Here is an 18,411-nt window from a genome sequence, read left to right on the forward strand (position 1 = left end):
GGTGGGCGGCCCGGGTGGGCGGCCCGGGCCGCGGTGGGGGCGGGCGGGGCGGGCCCGCGGTCAGTGGGTGACGGCGGCCACCGCTTCGGCGAGCGCGGCGGGCACGTCGGGGACGAGCAGGTGCACGCCGTCGCGCACCACGTGACGGCCGCCGACCACGGTGTGCCGCACGTCGGCGGCGGTCGCCGCGAACACCACCGCCTCCGCCGCCAGCCGGGGCAGCGGCCCGGCCGTGCGCACGCTGTCCAGGGCGACGGTGGTGAAGTCGGCGAGCGAGCCCGCCTCCAGCCGCCCGGCCTCCGGCCAGCCCAGCGCGGCGTGGCCGTCCTCGGAGGCCGCCCGCAGGAGCTGGGACGCCGTCCAGTGCCCGCGGGTGCGGGTGCGCAGCCGCTCGTCCAGCTCCATCGCCCGCGCCTCCTCCAGGAGGTCGACGACGGCGTGGCTGTCGCTGCCCAGCGACAGCGGGCTGCCGGCGCGCTGCACGGCGGCGGCCGGGCCGATGCCGTCGGCCAGGTCGCGTTCGGTGGTGGGGCACATGCACACGCCGGTACCGGTGCCGCCGAGCAGCGCGACGTCCTCGTCGGTGAGGTGGGTGGCGTGCACGGCGGTGGTGCCCTCGCCGAGCACGCCGTTGTCGGCGAGGAGGCGGGTCGGGGTGCAGCCGTGCACGGACCGGCAGGCGTCGTTCTCGGCGGGCTGCTCGGACAGGTGCACGTGCAGTGGGGCGCTGTGGCCCTCGGCCCAGGCGGCGACCATGCCCAGCGCTCCGGCGGGCACGGCCCGCACCGAGTGGATCGCGGCGCCGATCCGGGTGGTGGCGTCCGGGCGCAGTTCCGTCACCCGTTCGGCCCAACGCTCGGCGGTGCCGTCGTGGAAGCGCAGCTGGTGCCGGTCGGGCGCGGCCCCGAACCCGGACGACAGGTAGCAGGTGTCGAGCAGCGTCAGCCGGATTCCGGCCTGCGCCGCCGCCTCGACCAGCGCGCGGCCCATGGCGTTGGGGTCGTCGTAGGGCGTGCCGCCGGGCGTGTGGTGCAGGTAGTGGAACTCGCCCACGCAGGTGATGCCCGCCAGCGCCATCTCGGCGTACGCCGCGCGGGCCAGCGCCAGGTAGCTGTCCGGGGTGAGCCGGCCCGCGACGCGGTACATCACCTCCCGCCACGTCCAGAAGGTCCCCGAGCCGACCTGCACCGTGCCGCGCAGCGCCCGGTGGAAGGCGTGGCTGTGGGCGTTGGCCAGGCCGGGCAGGGTGAGTCCGCGCAGCACCTCGGCACCCTGCGGCGCCTGCGTGCCGCCGCGCACCGCGGTGAGGCGGCCGCCGGCCGTCTCCAGGGTGACGCCGGGCTCGACGGTTCCGTTCAACCAGGCGTGCTCCGCCCAGTACACCGGGCCGCTACCGGGCTCCGCGGTCAGCTGCACGCCAGGTCCTCCAGTACGTCGGCGAGCGCGGTCACACCGGCGAGGCAGTCGTCCTCGGCGGCGGTCTCGGCGGGTGAGTGCGAGACACCCGTGGGATTGCGCACGAACAGCATCGCGGTGGGCACCAGCGCGGACAGGATGCCCGCGTCGTGCCCCGCGCCCGTGGGCAGCACGGGCACCGGTCCGGACGGGCTGCCGGGCCGCGAGGCGAGGCGCTGCGCGAGGTGGCCGGTGATGCGGTCGCGCAGGGTGTGGGTGAACTCCACGACCGGCGTGAAGGACTCCCGGGTCACGTCCACCTTGACCCCGTCGGCCTCGGCCCGCGCGGCGGCGGCCCGCTCGACACCCTCGACGACGGCGGCAAGCGTCGCCTCGTCCGGTGCGCGCGAGTCGAGCCAGCCGCGGACCCGCGAGGCGATGGCGTTGACGCCGCCCGGATCGACCGCGACCTTGCCGAACGTGGCCAGCGCGCCCGCCGCGGCGGCCTGCTCCCGGGCGGCGAGCACGGTCTGCGCGTACGCCAGCATCGGGTCGCGGCGGTCCGCGAGCCGGGTGGTCCCGGCGTGGTTGGCCTCCCCGTGGAAGTCGAACCGCCAGCGGCCGTGCGGCCAGATGGCGGAGGCGACACCCACCGCGTGCGCGGTGTCGGCGAGGGCCCGGCCCTGCTCGATGTGCAGCTCCACGAACGCCCCGACGCGGTTCAGGCGCTCGGGGTCCGGGCCGATGGCGTCCGGGTCGTGACCGGCGCGTTCCATGGCCCGGGCCATGGTGGTGCCGTCGGCGTCCCGCAGGCGGTGCGCCCGGTCCACGGTCAGCTGCCCGGCGGACAGCCTGGACCCGGTGCAGGCCAGGCCGAAGCGGGCGCCCTCCTCGTCGCCGAAGTTCACCACGGCCAGCGGCCTGCGGGGCGTCGCCGAGCGGCGGTGCAGCTCGTCCAGTGCGGCGAACGAGGAGACCACGCCGAGCGGCCCGTCGAACGCGCCGCCGTCGGGCACCGAGTCCAGGTGCGAACCGGTGACGACCGCGTCCGGCGCGGTGCGGTCCCCCAGCCACGCCCACTGGTTGCCGTTGCGGTCGGTCTCGTAGTCCAGGCCGCGGCTCAGCGCCTGGGCACGGAACCACTGCCGGCAGTCCTCGTCGGCCCCGGTCCACGCGTGCCGGCGGTAGCCGCCGGTGGAGGCGTCCCGGCCGATCCCCGCCAGGTCGCGCCACATCTCGTGGAAGGACGCACCCGGCCGGGTCTGCTCTCCCCGCTCGGGGGACGCACCGTTCTCGTCCGGTCGGGGGCCGCGTGCCGACTGGTCGCTGCTCACGCCGGGTCCTCCTCGCGCATCGGGACGCGCACGCCGCGCTCGGCGGCGACCTCGTCGGCCCGCTCGTACCCGGCGTCCACATGCCGGATGACACCCATGCCGGGGTCGTTGGTGAGCACCCGGCGCAGCTTCTCCCCGGCCAGCGCGGTGCCGTCCGCGACGCACACCTGCCCGGCGTGCAGCGAGCGGCCCATGCCGACGCCGCCGCCGTGGTGCACCGACACCCAGGACGCGCCGGAGGCCACGTTGACCATCGCGTTGAGCAGCGGCCAGTCGGCGATGGCGTCCGACCCGTCGAGCATGGCCTCGGTCTCGCGGTAGGGCGAGGCGACCGAGCCGCAGTCCAGGTGGTCCCGGCCGATGGCCAGCGGCGCGCTCAGCTCACCGCTCGCCACCATGTCGTTGAAGCGCTCACCGGCCTTGTCGCGTTCGCCGTAGCCCAGCCAGCAGATCCGGGCCGGCAGCCCCTGGTAGCTGACGCGCTCGCCGGCCAGCTTGATCCACCGGGCCAGCGACTCGTTCTGCGGGAACAGGTCGAGCACGGCCCGGTCGGTGGCGGCGATGTCCTTGGGGTCGCCGCTCAGCGCGGCCCAGCGGAACGGGCCCCGGCCCTCCGCGAACAGCGGCCGGATGTAGGCGGGCACGAACCCGGGGAAGTCGAAGGCCCGTCCGTAACCGGCGAGCTGCGCCTCACCGCGGATGGAGTTGCCGTAGTCGAAGACCTCGGCGCCGGCGTCCTGGAAGCCGACCATCGCCTCCACGTGACGGGCCATCGACTCCCGGGCGCGCTGGGTGAAGTCGGCCGGCTTCTCCGCCGCGTAGGCGGCCATGTCGGCGAAGTCCACACCCACCGGCAGGTAGCTGAGCGGGTCGTGGGCGCTGGTCTGGTCGGTGACGATGTCGATCGGGGCGCCCGCCGCGAGCAGTTCGGGCAGCAGCTCGGCGGCGTTGCCCAGCAGGCCCACGGAGAGCGGACGGCGCTGGTCGCGGGCGGCGGTGACCAGTTCCAGCGCCTGCGGCAGCGAGTCGGCACGCACGTCGAGGTAGCCGTGCTCGATGCGGCGCTCGATGGCCCGGGGGTCGCAGTCGACGCACAGCGCGACGCCGTCGTTCATCGTCACCGCGAGCGGCTGCGCGCCGCCCATGCCGCCGAGACCCGCGGTGAGGGTGATCGTGCCGGCCAGTGAGCCGCCGAACCGCTTGGCGGCGACGGCGGCGAACGTCTCGTAGGTGCCCTGCAGGATGCCCTGGGTGCCGATGTAGATCCACGAACCGGCCGTCATCTGGCCGTACATGGTCAGGCCGAGCTGCTCCAGACGGCGGAACTCCTCCCAGTTGGCCCAGTCCCCGACCAGGTTCGAGTTGGCCAGCAGCACCCGCGGCGCCCACTCGTGCGTCGTCATGACGCCGACCGGACGGCCGGACTGGACGAGCATCGTCTCGTCCGCCTTGAGCGTGCGCAGCGTGCGGACCATGGCGTCGAAGGACCGCCAGTCCCGGGCGGCCTTGCCGGTGCCGCCGTAGACGACCAGCTTGTCGGGGTGCTCGGCGACCTCGGGGTCGAGGTTGTTCTGCAACATGCGCAGGGCTGCCTCCTGCTGCCACCCCAGAGCGCTCAGTTCCGTGCCTCGTGCCGCCCGTACCGGTCGCGGTCCCGACATCGGCCGTACCTCCCTCTCACTCGCACCGGATCAAACTATTCACCCACTCTATGGATTGAATAGAACTAGTCAACAGGGCGTGGCGGGGTGATCGGGCGACGAGAGTGACGGGGCTGCGGGGCTGCGGGGCTGCGGGGCTGCGGGGCTGCGGGGCTGCGGGGCTGCGGGCACAACGCCTCCGGCCTCCCGGTCGCCGCACGGGACGGCGGCCGGGAGGCCGGAGAGGGGAATGCGACTGGACTACAGCGAGGCGATCACGCGGTCCGCGAGCACGTAGACGGACTCGTCGCCGTAGGCGAAGGTGAGCGCGAACGCCCCCGACACCCCGGACCCGCCGAGCAGGTACGGCGCGTCACCCGCTCGCAGGGCCTGCGCGAGGCGCTCAGCCGTCTCCCGGTGCCCCGGGGACATGCAGACGGTCGTGCCGTCGGTGAAGACGTAGACGTCGAGCGTGCCAAGCGGACCCGGTCGGACGTCGGCCAGTTCGGTGCGCGCCTCCGCCAGCTCGGCGAGCCGCAGCATGGTCCGCTCGTCGTCGGCCGCTGCGTCCGTGCCGTCACGGTCGGGCGCAGTGGGCTCGCCCGAGAGCGAGAAGTGCGGGTCGGACGGGTGCCGGCGACGGGCCGCCGCCCGTTCCGCCGCCTCCGCCCCCGCTTCGGCGGGTGCCGCCGCCTCCGCCGCGTCGCGGGCGGACTGGCGCGGCAGATACGCCTGCCCTTCGCGCGCCTCGTCCAGCAGGGCTTCGAGCAGAGCGGCGTCCACGGCACCGACCGCGTGCTCGTCCGACGGATCGACCCCCTCGCCGCGCTCTGCGCGCTCGCCGAAGTCGCCGTACTCCGCGAACTCAGCGCCGCCGGTCGCGAGCAGCGGACCGGCGTCCATGAGGTCGCTCTCGCGCGCCTCCTGGGCAGCCCAGAACGCCCTGGCCTCGGCCAGCTCGCGCTCCCGCTCTTCGGCGAGCGCATCAGCCACCGCAGCCCGGACGTCCTCCACCACGGGGGTACGCCGCGCAGCGGGTACCGCGGCGGCACCGGCGGCGGCCAACTCCTCGCGGAGCCCTATGACCTCGCGGCGCAGCCCGCGGGCGGTGTGCAGTGCAGCCCCGCCGAGGGTCGCCGCGACGCCCGCAGCAACCAGCAGGGTGAGGGATATGGCGCTCACTGACGTACTCCCCATTCGGAAACGGCCCCCTGAATTCCTACCGCAGCTTTCCTGGCGGCACCTCTCGACCATCTCAGAAATTGCCATATATGGGGCAGTCGAAAAACGGACCCCCAAAGTCCACATGCCTCTGACCAGGCAAAACGCAGCGCCCCCAGGGGAAACATCACATCCTGGGGGCGCTTCTGTCTCACCCCGGCATCCCCGGTGACTCACGTCACATAGGTGGACACAAGGGGCAGTTGACCGTTTCCTCAGCCGAGCCGACGGTCACACTAAGGGGTAACTCCACTACGCAGAGGTGGAGGTGAGGGAGCGTGGTAACGGAAAGGAACGTCTCCGCTACGGGCAGGTGCCACCCTCGTCCCTCGGGCAACCCCTACCCTCCGCTGCGGCTCAGCTGAGCCGCACACACCCATCACTCACGCTCAGCCCACCTCCGCTACGGGCAGGTGCCACCCTCGCCCCTCGGGCAACCCCTACCCTCCGCTGCGGCTCAGCTGAGCCGCTCGATCACCATCGCCATGCCCTGGCCGCCGCCGACACACATGGTCTCCAGGCCGAACTGCTTGTCGTGCCACTGGAGGGAGTTGATCAGGGTGCCGGTGATGCGGGCGCCGGTCATCCCGAACGGGTGACCCACGGCGATGGCTCCGCCGTTGACGTTGAGGCGGCTCTCGTCGATGCCCAGGTCGCGGTAGGAGGGGATCACCTGGGCGGCGAACGCCTCGTTGATCTCCACGAGGTCGATGTCGCCGATGGACAGGCCGGCACGGGAGAGCGCCTGCTTGGACGCCTCGACCGGGCCGTAGCCCATGATCTCCGGGGAGAGGCCGGAGACACCGGTGGAGACGATGCGGGCCAGCGGCGTCAGGCCCAGCTCGCGCGCCTTCACGTCCGACATGATCACCAGTGCGGCGGCGCCGTCGTTCAGCGCGCAGCAGTTGCCGGCCGTGACCATTCCGTCCGGGCGGAACACCGGCTTCAGGCCCTGGACGGCCTCCAGCGTGACGCCGGCCCGGGGACCGTCGTCCTTCGACACGACCGTGCCGTCGGGGGTGGTCACCGGGGTGATCTCGCGCTCCCAGAAGCCGTCCGCGAGCGCCTTCTCGGCGAGGTTCTGCGAGCGCACGCCGAACTCGTCCATGTCCTGACGGGTGACGCCCTTCTGCCGGGCCAGGTTCTCCGCCGTCTGGCCCATCGCGATGTAGACGTCCGGGACCTGGCCCGCCTCACGCGGGTCGGTCCAGTCCTCGCCGCCCTTCTCCGCGCGGGCCGCGGTACGCGCCTCCGCGTCGGCGAACAGCGGGTTGTGGGTGTCGGGCATGCCGTCCGAGGAGCCCTTCACACTGCGGGAGACCATCTCGACACCGGCCGAGATGAAGACGTCGCCCTCGCCCGCCTTGATGGCGTGCAGCGCCATGCGGCTGGTCTGGAGCGAGGAGGAGCAGTAGCGGGTGACGGTGCAGCCCGGCAGGTGGTCCATGCCCAGCTGCACGGCGACCACGCGGCCCAGGTTGTGGCCCTGCTCACCACCGGGGAGACCGCAGCCCAGCATCAGGTCGTCGATGTCGCGCGGGTCCAGCTCCGGCACCTTGGCCAGGGCCGCGGCGATGATCTCAGCGGTCAGGTCGTCCGGCCTGACGTCCTTGAGGGACCCCTTGAACGCGCGGCCGATAGGCGAACGGGCGGCAGAAACGATGACTGCTTCGGGCATCTCGGCTCCTGGAGAAGGGGGTGCACAACTGTCAGGGAAGCTACCCGCGCGTAGCGCGAAGGTCACGGCCCCCGGCGTGTGACACGGCTCGCAGCCGATCGGCGGCCGGAGGCAGGGCCGCGTCGCTCCTTCCGTCACTCTGCCGGGCGCGGAACAATAAAGGCCCTTTCCTTCGTTCAAGGCAGTGCACTAGCGTGCGGCCTTTGCGAAACCATTACTCTGGTGGTGAAGGCCGTGCCGTACGGCCATGGAGGAGTGAGATGAGGAGCAGCAACCCGGTCTTCTCGCGTCGGAGGTTCAACGGGGGCGGCCAGGTCGGGCAGCCGCAGGCCGGGAACCCCTACGCCCAGGGCGCACCTGCGGGCGGACCGTACGCGAACAACCCCTACGCCCAGCCGCAGCAGGGCGTCCCGGGCTTCCCGCCCGCCGCCCCGACCGGCGACCGGATGACGATGGACGACGTCGTCTCCCGGACCGCGCTCACCCTTGGAACCGTGGTCGCCGGTGCGGCCGTCGCCTGGCTCCTGAACCTGCCGATGGGCTTCGCGATCCTCGCGGCCCTCGTGGCGATGGGTCTGGCGTTCTGGCAGTCGTTCAAGCGCAAGGCCTCGCCCGGTCTGATCCTGACGTACGCCGTCTTCGAGGGCCTGTTCCTCGGCGCCGTCAGCAACATCATCAACCAGTGGGTGCCCGGCGCCGCGATGCAGGCGGTCATCGGCACGATGGCGGTGTTCGCCGCCGTCCTGTTCCTGTACAAGACGCGCATCATCCGGGTGAACCGCCGCTTCACCCAGTTCGCCATCGCCGCCGGTATCGGCTACGCGATCCTGTCGCTGGTGAACCTGGGCTTCGCGATCTTCGGCGCGGGCGACGGCATGGGCTTCCGCACCGGCTGGGTCGGCATCCTGATGGGCATCGCCGGTGTCTGCATCGGTGCTCTGTTCCTCGCGCTGGACTTCAAGCAGGTCGAGGACGGCATCGCCTACGGCGCGCCGCGTGAGGAGTCCTGGCTGGCCGCGTTCGGTCTGACCGTGACGCTCGCCTGGATCTACTTCGAGTTCCTGCGTCTGGCCTGGATCTTCGCGTCGGACTGACCCCGGGACCGGCAACTCCGCCCGACGGCGGAGAGGCTCACCGGTACAACCGCAAGGGCCCGCGAGGCAGTCACTGCCTCGCGGGCCCTTCGCGCGCCCTGAGCGGGTGCTTCCCGCCTCCGGGCGACCCCTGAGGGGGAGCCTGGGGGGAGGGTGAACGGTTCAGTACTTGCGTGCGGCCCGGCCGCGGCGCAGGTCGTGTTCGTGCACGATGGCCTTCGCATGGCCGTAGGCGAGGTTGTGCTCGCCCCTGAGCCAGCTGACCCGCTCCTCGAAGCGGAAGAAGGCGGGCCCGTCGTCGACCGCCTGAAGCCAGTCGCTGACGGGTCGGCCGGTGCACTGCGGGATGCGGGAGAGCAGGTTCTGATGGGTCTCGTCGGAGAAATCCTGGGACATCGGCGCCTCCGGACGCGTCGCTGAGCCTTCCCGCCACCGTGCCCGAGTGCCAGGCCGTTGGCAACAGTGCGTACCAGGCGCATAGGCTGACGCGCGTGCCTGATCCGATCCCGCTGCTCACCGCCGTCGACCGCCTCGCCGAGCGGCTGCGGGCGATGCCGCAGAGCGCCCTGAACGGGGGTGCGGCGGCTGAGGGGCTGGCGCTGGCGAGGGCTCTGGCGGCCCGAGCCCAGCGGCTGGAGGGTGTGCCGCAGCCGCCACCGCAGGTGCCTGACGCCGGTGCCTTCGCCGTCGGCGACCAGGTGGCGGTGGCGGGTCATGACCTGGCCGAGGCGCTGCGGACCTCCGGCAGCACACCGGAGCTGGACGACGCCCTGCGTCTGGTGCGGGACGCCGCCGCCCGCATGCGCTGACGGCACCCGCTCGCGCCCGTGCGCACCCCCGCGCCCGGGCCGGCGGGTCACTCCAGGAAGAGGGCGCGTTCGGCCGCTCGGGTGTCGAACTCCTCCAGGCGGGCCTGCGCGTCGGGCAGGTGGTCGCACATGGACTCCAACAGCACCCGTCCGAGCAGCATCGGGCCGCAGGCCGTGTCGAAGGCGAGGCCGGTGCCCACGGCGGCGGGCAGCAGCACGTCCCGCGGGTCGGCGACGGGCGCGAAGGCGCTGTCGGCGACCGTGACCACGCGCAGCCCGGCGTCGCGGGCGTGGGCCAGCGCGTCGGCCACCTCACGCGGGTGCCGGGGCAGCGCGAAGCACAGCAGGGCCGTGGCCCCCGCCCGGACGGCGGCGTCGATGCGGTCGGTGAGCATGGTGCCGCCCTCGTCGAGCAGCCGGATGTCGGGGTGCACCTTCGCGGCGAAGTAGGCGAAGCCGCGGGCCTGGGCCGAGGCGGCCCGCAGGCCCAGCACCGGCAGCGGCCGGGAGCCGGCCAGCAGCCGCCCGGCCGTGACCACAGGAGTGGGGTCGGCGAGCTGGGCGGCGAGCAGGCGCAGGTTGTCGATCTCGGCCTGGACCGCCTGCTGGTACTCGTTGGGCTCCTGCCCGGCCGCGTCGGTGGACCCGCCCGCAGGTGCAGGCGCCTCCCGCAGGTGGCGGCGGAGCGCCGGGTAGCCGTCGAAGCCGAGAGCGACGGCGAACCGGGTCACGGACGGCTGGCTGACCCCGGCCAGTTCGGCCAGTTCCACGCTGGACAGGAACGGCGCGTCCGCGGCCCGCCGCACCATGCAGTGCGCGATGCGGCGCTGGGTGGGGGTCAGCCGGTGCCCCTCGAAGAGACTCTGCAGCCGCGCCCCGGCGCCGCTCATGCCGCCCACCTCACCCCTCGCTGGATCATTCAGAGAACCCTGACTCTGCATGACTCCATACAGCCGGCACAAGTGGGGGGCTAACCCCAGTGCCGCATGCCGGGGCCCGTCCTAGCGTGGTCGGCATGCGCTCATCTGACCCTGAGTTGAAGAAGGAGCTCGACGCCACCTTGCAGACCCGCAAGGAGCTCGGGCCGGAGTACGAGGACGAGCTGGTCGAGTCGTTCCTGGAGAAGGTGGACCAGCGTCTGGAGGCCAGGCTCGACAAACAGGTGCGGCGCCAAGTCGCGGAGCAGCAGATGGTCGTCGCGTCGAAGGGCCCGCGCCGGTCGGTGAGCGAGAGCCTGGACGGGATCGGGGCGGCCTTCGCCCTGGCGGCGATCTCCCTGGTGCTGGCCATTCCGCTGTCGGGCCTCGCCGCGGCGAACGCGGGCACGACGGGCCTGGTGATCGCCTGGATCGGCATCGTCGGGGTGAACGCCGTGCACTCCGCGCACCGCTTCCACTTCGCCCGCCGCGACCAGGCGAAGGGCGACACCGACTGGCGGGAGTGAACGGGCGGGAGTGAACCGGCGGGAAGCGAGCCGGGACCGGGAGCCGACCGGACAGGGGCGAGCCGGGCCAGGAGCGGGCCCGGCCGGGTGGGCCGCGGGCCCGGGGCGAGGTTGCGCGGGGACCGCCGCACCCCGGTGCGAGCACCAGGGGCGGGACGACGGCGGTCCCCGCGAAGGACGCAGCGCCGGGTCAGGGCCGGGCGGTACGTCCGGGCGGCCAGGGAGGTCCGGGAGCCGCTCCGTAGTCCTTGGCGCCGTGTTCGCGCCGGCTTCCTTGCCGACACCCACCACTGTGCCGGACCGGTGTTAACCCGGCTTTGCGGCACCGTGACACCTGCGAGGCGTTTTCGACCCGGCAGGTGTCGCGGGGGTGCGCCCGGGGTGCGCCCGCCCTGTCCCGAGGCGGCGCTGGACCGCGCCCATCGGCCGAACCCCGTTCTGGGCAGCGGCACTTGCTCCCCGGCCCGGGGACGCCCTGCCGGTACGCCCGGCAGATCCCGCTGTTGGGGGACGGCGGGGCTACGGCCATGGGCGCGGAGCGAATTCGGACGCGTGACGCGGTCGGGGCTGGCACGCTGCCTGCCATGGATGATCCGGGAGTACTGCTCATCGGAGGGCGTGCCGGTGTCGGCAAGACGACGGCGAGGTGGTGGCCGCCACCGGCTGGATCGGGCGGGACAGCCCTCAGGGCCTGGCGTACGGCCGGGTGATGATCTCCATGTTGTGGCCGCTCGGGTCGTCGAAGTACGCGCCGCGACCGCCGAACAGGCGGTTGATCCGGCCGGGCTCGGTGTGGCTCGGGTCGGCGAAGTAGGTGACCCCGACCGCCTCCAGACGGCCGATCATGGCGTCGAAGTGCTCGTCGGGCACGAGGAACGCGTAATGCTGGGACTGGATCGGTTCGTCGCGCTTCTCGTAGTAGTCGAGTGTCACGCCGTTGCCGAGGTCGACGGGCAGGAACGGCCCGAAGGGCGCGCCGACCTCCAAACCCAGGATCGCGGCGATGAACTCTGCCGACAGTCGCCGGTCCGCGGCGTGGACGACGGTGTGGTTCAGCTCGACGGCGGTAGCCGGCGCCCCGGCGTCGTATCGGCGCTGCTTGTCATGTGGCATGTGAGAGGTGTCCCCAGGTCGTGGTCCGCTGTGGAGCGCCGCTTGGGCGCATGGAGAACGACAGGGAGTAGGCGGGGCTCTGGCCCGCCCCGCGCTCACGCCGGGGCCGGGCGCCTCACTCGTGTGTGGCCCATGGCCGACCCGGCAGTCACCCGAGCGACCCTAGTCCCCCACCCCCGCCGCGGCAACGCCGAACCCCGCACGCCCCGACGGGCCGTGGAAGACCCCGCACCACGCACGGCCTGAGGATGCGTCAGCGGGTCCCGCCCACCGAGGGGCGGGGCCCGGGTGGCCGCGCGGCCACCCGGGCAGGCGGCTACTTGGTGCCGCGGGCGAGGAACGCCAGCAGGTCCTGGCGGCTCACCACACCGGTGGGCTTGCCGTCGACGAGTACGACGGCGGCGTCGGCGCTCTCCAGGACGGCCATCAGGTCGCCGACCGGCTCACCGGAGCCGACCTGCGGCAGCGGCGGGCTCATGTGCTTCTCCAACGCGTCACCGAGCGAGGCGCGGGTGGTGAACAGGGCGTCCAGCAGTTCCCGCTCGACCACGGACCCGACGACCTCGGCGGCCATCACGTCCGGGTGGCCGGCGCCGGGCTTGACGATCGGCATCTGCGAGACGCCGTACTCCCGGAGCACGTCGATGGCCTCGCCGACGGTCTCCTCGGGGTGCATGTGCACCAGCGAGGGCAGCGCGCCCTCCTTGTGCCGCAGCACGTCGGAGACGCGGGCGACGGTCGGCTCGCCCTCCTCCAGAAAGCCGTAGTCGGCCATCCACTCGTCGTTGAAGATCTTCGACAGGTAGCCGCGTCCGCTGTCCGGGAGCAGGACGACGACGACGTCCTCGGGCGTCAGCCGCTCGGCCACCTCCAGGGCGGCGACGACGGCCATGCCGCAGGAGCCGCCGACTAGCAGGCCCTCCTCCTTGGCCAGGCGCCGCGTCATCCGGAAGGAGTCCTTGTCGGAGACGGCGATGATCTCGTCGGTGACCTCGCTGTCGTAGGCGCTGGGCCAGAAGTCCTCACCGACGCCCTCGACGAGGTAGGGGCGGCCCGAGCCGCCGGAGTAGACCGAGCCCTCCGGGTCCGCACCGATGATCTTCACCGCGCCGTCGGAGACCTCCTTGAGGTACCGCCCGGTGCCGGAGATCGTGCCGCCGGTGCCGATGCCGGTGACGAAGTGGGTGATCCGGCCGTCCGTCTGCTTCCACAGTTCGGGGCCGGTCGTCTCGTAGTGCGAGCGGGGGTTGGCCGGGTTGCTGTACTGGTCGGGCTTCCAGGCACCGGGAGTCTCCCGCACCAGCCGGTCGGAGACGTTGTAGTACGAGTCGGGGTGCTCGGGGTCGACGGCCGTCGGGCAGACCACGACCTCGGCGCCGTACGCCCGCAACACGTTGATCTTGTCCAGGGACACCTTGTCCGGACAGACGAAGATGCACCGGTAGCCCTTCTGCTGGGCGACGATCGCCAAGCCCACTCCGGTGTTGCCGGAGGTCGGCTCGACGATGACACCTCCCGGCTGGAGCGCACCCGACCGTTCGGCGGCCTCGATCATCCGCACGGCGATCCGGTCCTTCACCGACCCGCCGGGGTTGAAGTACTCCACCTTCGCCAGGACGGTGGCACCGTGGGGTGAGGTCACGTTGTTCAGCTTGACCAGCGGGGTGTTGCCGACAAGCTCGATCATCGACTCGTGATACTGCACTGTGGTCTCCGCGTTAAGGGGGGTGGCCGCGGTCGCGGACCCTACCGCAAGCCTATTGCGCTGCTCGCGCTCGAGTGTCGCGTTGCAGGCTGTGGTGCGCGGGGCAACACAGTGGTAGCTGATGCGCCGCGAACACGTCCGGACACGGCACGTGACCGGCCGCAGGACACACAAGAGGGAGGCGGTCCACACACATGTCGAGGGCGAGGGTTGCGCGGCGGATCGCTACGGCCGCGGCTTACGGGAGCGGCGGCATCGGAGTGCTGAGCGGCGCCGCGATCGGGTTGCTGCTGGCGGAGATGCGGCTGGCCCGGCGGAAGATGGGCGGCTCCGGCGACGTGCCGCCGAGAGCGGACGGGCTGTACGGGGCGGCGTTCGCCCACCGGGACGGGCCACCGCTGCGGCTGGCGTTCCTCGGCGACTCCACGGCGGCCGGCCAGGGCGTGCACCGGGCCCGGCAGACGCCGGGCGCGCTGCTGGCGTCCGGGGCCGCGGCGGTCGGCGAGCGTCCCGTGGAGCTGCGCAACGTGGCGCTGCCCGGTGCGCAGTCCGACGACCTGGAACGACAGGTTTCGGTGCTGCTGGGCGAACGTGAGCAGGTGCCCGACGTGTGCGTGGTGATGATCGGCGCCAACGACGTCACCGGCCGCATGCCGCTGGCCCGTTCGGTGCGGCACCTGTCGGACGCGGTGACGCGGCTGCGCACCGCGGGTTGCGAGGTGGTGGTCGGCACCTGCCCTGACCTGGGTTCGGTGGAGCCGGTGGGGCAGCCGCTGCGGTGGCTGGCGCGGCGGCTGAGCAGGCAGCTGGCGGCGGCGCAGACCATCGCCGTGGTGGAGCTGGGCGGGCGGACGGTGTCGCTGGGTGACCTGCTCGGCCCTGAGTTCGCGGCGAACCCGCGTGAGCTGTTCGGCCCTGACAACTACCACCCTTCGGCGGAGGGCTACGCGACCGCCGCGATGGCCATGCTGCCGACGCTGTGCGCGGCGCTGGGCCTGTGGCCGGACGCCGAGGACCAGCCGGACACCGCGCGCCGCGAGGGCCTGCTGCCGGTGGCCAGGGCCGCCGCGGCGGCGGTCTCGGAGGGCGGCACCGAGGTCACCGCGGCCCGCGGGCCGTGGGCGCTGCTGCGGCACCGGCGCCGCCGGCGGTTCACCGCCGAGGACCCGGCGCCCGCCGAGCAGACCAGCACCGGCTGAGCGGTTCGGCGGCTCCGGCTCAGGGCCGGCCCCGCCCGCCGGGAAGGCTCCGAACGCGCCGGTGCCCGGCGCTCCCGGGGATTCCCCTGGGAGCGCCGGGCACCGGTTCGCGGGTGGGGGCGGGCTTTCGGCCGCCCCCACCCGTCGCTCACTCCGCCTTGATGGCGGTGAGCATGTTGAGCCTGGCGGCGCGGCGGGCCGGCCAGACCGCGGCCAGCACACCGACGATCGCAGCGAGGGCCAGGAAGATCGCGATGCGGCCCCAGGGGATCAGCAGCGCGTAGCTGTCCACCGACGAACCGATGACCTCTCCGGCCGCCCAGCCGAAGAACACGCCGAGCCCGACGCCCATGACACCGCCGAACAGCGCGATCACCACCGACTCCAGCCGGACCATGCTCTTGATCCCGCTGCGGTCCAGGCCGATGGCGCGCAGCATGCCGATCTCCTGGGACCGCTCGAACACCGACATGGCGAGCGTGTTGACCACACCGAGCACGGCGACGATCACCGCCATGGCGAGCAGCCCGTAGAGCATGTTCAGCATCAGGGTGAACATCTGCGCGATGGACTCCGAGACGTCCTTCTTGTCCTGCACCAGGACCGCCGGGTTGTTCCCGAGGGCCTTCTCCAGGTCGGCCTTGGCCGACTCGCTGGTGCCGCCCGCGGTCTTCACCAGGATCTGCGAGGCGCTCTGCTCGCTCAGGTGCGGCGCGAGCGCGTCGTTGTCCATCATGACGCCGCTGATCATCTCGTTGCCCTGGTAGACACCGGAGACGGTCAGCTCGCCCTTCTTGTCGTCCTCGAAGGTCACCGGGACGGTGGAGCCGAGCTTCCAGCCGTTCTCCTCGGCCGTCTTCAGGTCGACGACGACCTTGCTGCCGCTGAGGCCGTCCATCGAGCCGGCGGTGAACTCCATCGAGGTGAGCTTGCCGATGTCCGCGCCGTTGACCCCGGTCAGCATCGCCCAGCTGTCGGCGTCGCCGTCGAGCGTCACCGAGGAGCTGATCAGGGGGCTGATCGCGGTGATCTGGTCCTCGTCGGCCAGGCTCTTCTCCACGTCGGGGGAGAGCCGGGAGAAGTTGGCCATGCTGATCGTGTAGTCGGCGCGCAGCGACTCGGTGGCCATCTTGTCGATGGCTGCCTGGGCGCTGCCGGCGATGACCGTCATGCCGGTGATCAGGGTCAGGCCGATCATCAGCGCGGAGGCCGTCGCGGCGGTGCGGCGCGGGTTGCGGACTGCGTTCTGCCGGGCGAGCTTGCCCGAGATCCCGAAGACGCGCAGCAGGGGTGCGGCGGCGGCGATCATCGGCCGGGACAGCAGCGGCGTCAGTACGAACACGCCGATGATCAGGACCGCCGCGCCGAGCCCCATGGGCATGGTGGCGGCGTCCGTGTCGAGGGTCGTGCCCCACAGCACGACCAGCACGCCGATGGCGGCGAGGACCGAGCCGATGGTGTTGCGGATGACCAGGGAGCGGGTGGACGCGGTGGCGTGGACGCTGTTCATCGCGGCGACCGGCGGGATCTTCGCGGCCCGGCGGGCCGGCAGCCAGGCCGCCAGCACGGTGATGACCACACCGACGGCGAGCGAGGCGATCACGGCGCTCGGAGGCACGATCAGCGGTCCGTCGGGCACGGTGGCGCCGAGCGTGCCCATCAGCGCCCGCAGCCCCGCGCCGATGGCGATGCCGACGGCCAGACCGGCGACACCGGCGATGGCACCGACGGCCGTCGCCTCGACCAGGATCGAACGGGTCACCTGGCGGCGGCTGGCACCGACCGCCCGCAGCAGCGCGAGTTCCTTGGTGCGCTGGGTGACGAGCATGGTGAAGGTGTTGGCGATGATGAAGACGCCCACGAACAGCGAGATGCCGGCGAAGACGAGCATGCCCGTCTGCATGCCGCTCATCTGCCGCTCGATGGCGGCGGACTGGTCGGCGGCGAGCTTCTTGCCCGTGACCGCCTCGGCCCCGTCCGGCAGCGTCTTCTCCACCTGGGACAGCAGCTCTGCCTGGGAGGTGCCGGCGGCCGCCGAGAGGGTGATCTCGCTGAAGTCGCCCGGCTCGGCGTACGTCTTCTGCGCGGTGGCGGTGTCGAAGAGCACCAGGGTGCCGCCGGCCGCGACGTTGCCGTCGTCGGTGGTGAACACGCCGACGACCTTCTCCTCACGCACCGGACCGTCCACCGACAGGCGGGCGGTGTCGCCGACCTGGTAGCCGGTGCGTTCGGCGGTCTTGGCGTCGAGCGCGATCTCGCCCTCCTGCCGGGGGGCGCGGCCGTCCTTCATCGGGTAGCGGCCGTCCTCGGCCTGCCCGTCGGCCCCGGCGTAGTAGTTGGCGCCGGTGGTGCCCCAGCCCTCGCCGACCAGCTTGCCCTTCTTGTCGGCGAGCGCGGCGAAGCCGGAGATCGTGCCGGTCGCCTGGTCGGTGCCGGGCAGCGCGGCGACCTTGTCCAGGAGTTCCTGGTCGACCGGCGTCCGGGCGTCGGAGTCGGCGTCGGCACCCGGCTGGACGGCGACGTCGACGTGGTCGAAGCCCTTCTCGGAGCTCTTCTGGAAGGCGTCGGAGACGGTGGAGGTGAAGACCAGGGTGCCGGAGACGAACGCGACGCCGAGCAGTACGGCGAGCACGGTCATCAGCAGCCTGGCCTTGTGCGCGAGCACGTTGCGCAAGGCGGTACGGAGCATGCGGGAGTCCTGGAGGTGGAGGGCGGCAGGGTCGGATGGCAGCGGCAGCGGCCTGACCGCTCACCCGGCCGGCGCTGCTTCTCGTGGCGCGCCGGACGGCCCCGACGGGCCGGGCCCCTGACGGATCAGACGGGCCGGGCAGGTCGGGCAGGCGGGTCAGGTGGCTCCTGACGGGTCGGGCAGGTCCTGGCAGGCCCGTGGGTCAGACGGAGTCAGAGCGGATCTGACGGGTCCTGGCAGGTCCTGGCAGGTCCTTCCGGGTCAGGTGGTGCGGCGCTTGCCGTCGAAGCCCTTCATCCGTTCGAGCAAGGCGTCCGCAGTGGGGTCGGCGATGTCGTCGACGATGCGGCCGTCGGCGAGGAAGATCACCCGGTCCGCGTAGGCGGCGGCGACCGGGTCGTGGGTGACCATGACGACGGTCTGACCCAGTTCGCGGACGGAGTTGCGCAGGAAGCCCAGCACCTCGGCGCCGGAGCGGGAGTCCAGGTTTCCCGTGGGCTCGTCGCCGAAGATGATCGCGGGCTGGGAGGCGAGGGCCCGGGCGACGGCGACCCGCTGCTGCTGGCCGCCGGACAGCTCGCTGGGCCGGTGCTTGAGGCGGTCGGCGAGACCCACCGTTTCGACTACCCGGTCGAGCCACTCCTTGTCGGGCTTGCGGCCGGCGATGTCCATCGGGAGGGTGATGTTCTCCAGGGCGTTCAGTGTGGGAAGCAGGTTGAACGCCTGGAAGATGAAGCCGATCTTGTCACGGCGGAGCTGGGTGAGCTTCTTGTCCTTCAGCGCGGTCAGCTCGACGTCGCCGATGCGGGCGGAGCCGGAGGACACCGAGTCGAGTCCGGCCATGCAGTGCATGAGCGTGGACTTGCCGGACCCGGAAGGGCCCATGATCGCGGTGAACTGGCCCTGCCGGAAGTCGACGGAGACCTGGTCCAGCGCGATCACCTGGGTCTCCCCGGTGCCGTAGACCTTCGACAGGTCCTGGGCGCGGGCGGCGGCGACGCCGGTGAGGGTGGCGCCTGGCTGGGTGGTGGTGGTCACGGAACTCGACTCCTGTCGGGCTGGCTGAGTGGACGACTCCATCCTGTCCCCG

General features: G+C 72.4%; 15 protein-coding genes. 4 read left to right on the plus strand and 11 right to left on the minus strand.

Annotated elements, in window-relative coordinates:
- Nucleotides 1-60: 60 nt before the first annotated feature.
- The 5 genes from QNO07_RS20525 to QNO07_RS20545 all read right to left on the minus strand — a co-directional run bounded on the left by QNO07_RS20525 (nt 61) and on the right by QNO07_RS20545 (nt 7,268).
- Nucleotides 61-1,410 carry a formimidoylglutamate deiminase gene (locus QNO07_RS20525; RefSeq protein ID WP_283993702.1) on the minus strand — a complete coding sequence of 450 codons (1,350 nt, stop codon included), beginning with the start codon at nt 1,408-1,410 and terminating at the stop codon, nt 61-63.
- Nucleotides 1,407-2,630 (minus strand): allantoate amidohydrolase, encoded by a 1,224-nt coding sequence (locus tag QNO07_RS20530; protein WP_283993703.1) that lies wholly within the window; start codon nt 2,628-2,630, stop codon nt 1,407-1,409. The genes QNO07_RS20525 and QNO07_RS20530 overlap by 4 nt, the downstream gene beginning before the upstream one ends.
- A gap of 95 nt (nt 2,631-2,725) precedes the next feature.
- Nucleotides 2,726-4,390, minus strand: a complete 1,665-nt coding sequence (gene hutU / locus QNO07_RS20535) for a urocanate hydratase (protein ID WP_283993674.1) — start codon at nt 4,388-4,390, stop codon at nt 2,726-2,728.
- 240 nt (nt 4,391-4,630) lie between these two features.
- Entirely contained in the window at nt 4,631-5,551 is a 921-nt protein-coding gene (locus QNO07_RS20540; protein ID WP_283993675.1) for a hypothetical protein, read from the minus strand.
- Between the two features lie 496 nt (nt 5,552-6,047).
- On the minus strand, nt 6,048-7,268 hold the full coding sequence (locus QNO07_RS20545) for an acetyl-CoA C-acetyltransferase (protein ID WP_283993676.1): 1,221 nt from the start codon (nt 7,266-7,268) through the stop codon (nt 6,048-6,050).
- Between the two features lie 260 nt (nt 7,269-7,528).
- On the opposite strand from QNO07_RS20545, the gene QNO07_RS20550 reads away from it, so the two are divergent.
- Nucleotides 7,529-8,362, plus strand: coding sequence for a Bax inhibitor-1/YccA family protein (locus QNO07_RS20550; RefSeq protein WP_283993677.1), 834 nt, complete (start codon nt 7,529-7,531; stop codon nt 8,360-8,362).
- A 162-nt stretch (nt 8,363-8,524) separates the two neighbouring features.
- Here the strand turns inward: QNO07_RS20550 and QNO07_RS20555 are convergent, their stop codons facing one another.
- Nucleotides 8,525-8,758 (minus strand): DUF4287 domain-containing protein, encoded by a 234-nt coding sequence (locus QNO07_RS20555; protein WP_283993678.1) that lies wholly within the window; start codon nt 8,756-8,758, stop codon nt 8,525-8,527.
- Between the two features lie 155 nt (nt 8,759-8,913).
- Here QNO07_RS20555 and QNO07_RS20560 point away from each other — a divergent pair, with 155 nt between their 5' ends.
- Nucleotides 8,914-9,171 (plus strand): hypothetical protein, encoded by a 258-nt coding sequence (locus tag QNO07_RS20560; protein ID WP_502961896.1) that lies wholly within the window; start codon nt 8,914-8,916, stop codon nt 9,169-9,171.
- Nucleotides 9,172-9,218: 47 nt separating this feature from the next.
- Here QNO07_RS20560 and QNO07_RS20565 read toward each other — a convergent pair whose 3' ends face one another.
- Nucleotides 9,219-10,061: a MurR/RpiR family transcriptional regulator gene (locus tag QNO07_RS20565; RefSeq protein WP_283993680.1), complete on the minus strand. Its 843-nt coding sequence runs from the start codon at nt 10,059-10,061 to the stop codon at nt 9,219-9,221.
- A gap of 125 nt (nt 10,062-10,186) precedes the next feature.
- Between QNO07_RS20565 and QNO07_RS20570 the strand changes: the two genes are divergently transcribed.
- On the plus strand, nt 10,187-10,615 hold the full coding sequence (locus tag QNO07_RS20570) for a hypothetical protein (protein WP_283993681.1): 429 nt from the start codon (nt 10,187-10,189) through the stop codon (nt 10,613-10,615).
- Between the two features lie 684 nt (nt 10,616-11,299).
- Here QNO07_RS20570 and QNO07_RS20575 read toward each other — a convergent pair.
- Both QNO07_RS20575 and QNO07_RS20580 read right to left on the minus strand, forming a co-directional pair.
- Nucleotides 11,300-11,728: a VOC family protein gene (locus QNO07_RS20575; RefSeq protein ID WP_283993682.1), complete on the minus strand. Its 429-nt coding sequence runs from the start codon at nt 11,726-11,728 to the stop codon at nt 11,300-11,302.
- A gap of 316 nt (nt 11,729-12,044) precedes the next feature.
- The gene (locus tag QNO07_RS20580; RefSeq protein WP_283993683.1) at nt 12,045-13,433 is read right to left on the minus strand and encodes a cystathionine beta-synthase; all 1,389 of its coding nucleotides are present in this window, start codon (nt 13,431-13,433) and stop codon (nt 12,045-12,047) included.
- 194 nt (nt 13,434-13,627) lie between these two features.
- Here QNO07_RS20580 and QNO07_RS20585 point away from each other — a divergent pair, with 194 nt between their 5' ends.
- On the plus strand, nt 13,628-14,632 hold the full coding sequence (locus QNO07_RS20585; protein WP_283993684.1) for an SGNH/GDSL hydrolase family protein: 1,005 nt from the start codon (nt 13,628-13,630) through the stop codon (nt 14,630-14,632).
- Nucleotides 14,633-14,780: 148 nt separating this feature from the next.
- Here the strand turns inward: QNO07_RS20585 and QNO07_RS20590 are convergent, their stop codons facing one another.
- Nucleotides 14,781-17,321: an ABC transporter permease gene (locus QNO07_RS20590; RefSeq protein WP_283993685.1), complete on the minus strand. Its 2,541-nt coding sequence runs from the start codon at nt 17,319-17,321 to the stop codon at nt 14,781-14,783.
- 261 nt (nt 17,322-17,582) lie between these two features.
- Nucleotides 17,583-18,401 (minus strand): ABC transporter ATP-binding protein, encoded by an 819-nt coding sequence (locus QNO07_RS20595; protein WP_502961895.1) that lies wholly within the window; start codon nt 18,399-18,401, stop codon nt 17,583-17,585.
- Nucleotides 18,402-18,411 lie beyond the last annotated feature (10 nt).

The sequence above is a fragment of the Streptomyces sp. 549 genome, assembly GCF_030124175.1.
In the GTDB taxonomy this organism is placed as follows: domain Bacteria; phylum Actinomycetota; class Actinomycetes; order Streptomycetales; family Streptomycetaceae; genus Streptomyces.

Bases quoted from the DNA above. Each gene is read 5' to 3' on its own strand.
- QNO07_RS20530 (WP_283993703.1), bottom strand. From the start codon at position 2,630: ATGTGGCGCGACCTGGCGGGGATCGGCCGGGACGCCTCCACCGGCGGC.
- QNO07_RS20585 (WP_283993684.1), top strand. From the start codon at position 13,628: ATGTCGAGGGCGAGGGTTGCGCGGCGGATCGCTACGGCCGCGGCTTAC.
- hutU (WP_283993674.1), bottom strand. From the start codon at position 4,390: ATGTCGGGACCGCGACCGGTACGGGCGGCACGAGGCACGGAACTGAGC.
- QNO07_RS20595 (WP_502961895.1), bottom strand. From the start codon at position 18,401: ATGGAGTCGTCCACTCAGCCAGCCCGACAGGAGTCGAGTTCCGTGACC.
- QNO07_RS20550 (WP_283993677.1), top strand. From the start codon at position 7,529: ATGAGGAGCAGCAACCCGGTCTTCTCGCGTCGGAGGTTCAACGGGGGC.
- QNO07_RS20545 (WP_283993676.1), bottom strand. From the start codon at position 7,268: ATGCCCGAAGCAGTCATCGTTTCTGCCGCCCGTTCGCCTATCGGCCGC.
- QNO07_RS20560 (WP_502961896.1), top strand. From the start codon at position 8,914: ATGCCGCAGAGCGCCCTGAACGGGGGTGCGGCGGCTGAGGGGCTGGCG.
- QNO07_RS20590 (WP_283993685.1), bottom strand. From the start codon at position 17,321: ATGCTCCGTACCGCCTTGCGCAACGTGCTCGCGCACAAGGCCAGGCTG.
- QNO07_RS20570 (WP_283993681.1), top strand. From the start codon at position 10,187: ATGCGCTCATCTGACCCTGAGTTGAAGAAGGAGCTCGACGCCACCTTG.
- QNO07_RS20575 (WP_283993682.1), bottom strand. From the start codon at position 11,728: ATGCCACATGACAAGCAGCGCCGATACGACGCCGGGGCGCCGGCTACC.
- QNO07_RS20565 (WP_283993680.1), bottom strand. From the start codon at position 10,061: ATGAGCGGCGCCGGGGCGCGGCTGCAGAGTCTCTTCGAGGGGCACCGG.
- QNO07_RS20555 (WP_283993678.1), bottom strand. From the start codon at position 8,758: ATGTCCCAGGATTTCTCCGACGAGACCCATCAGAACCTGCTCTCCCGC.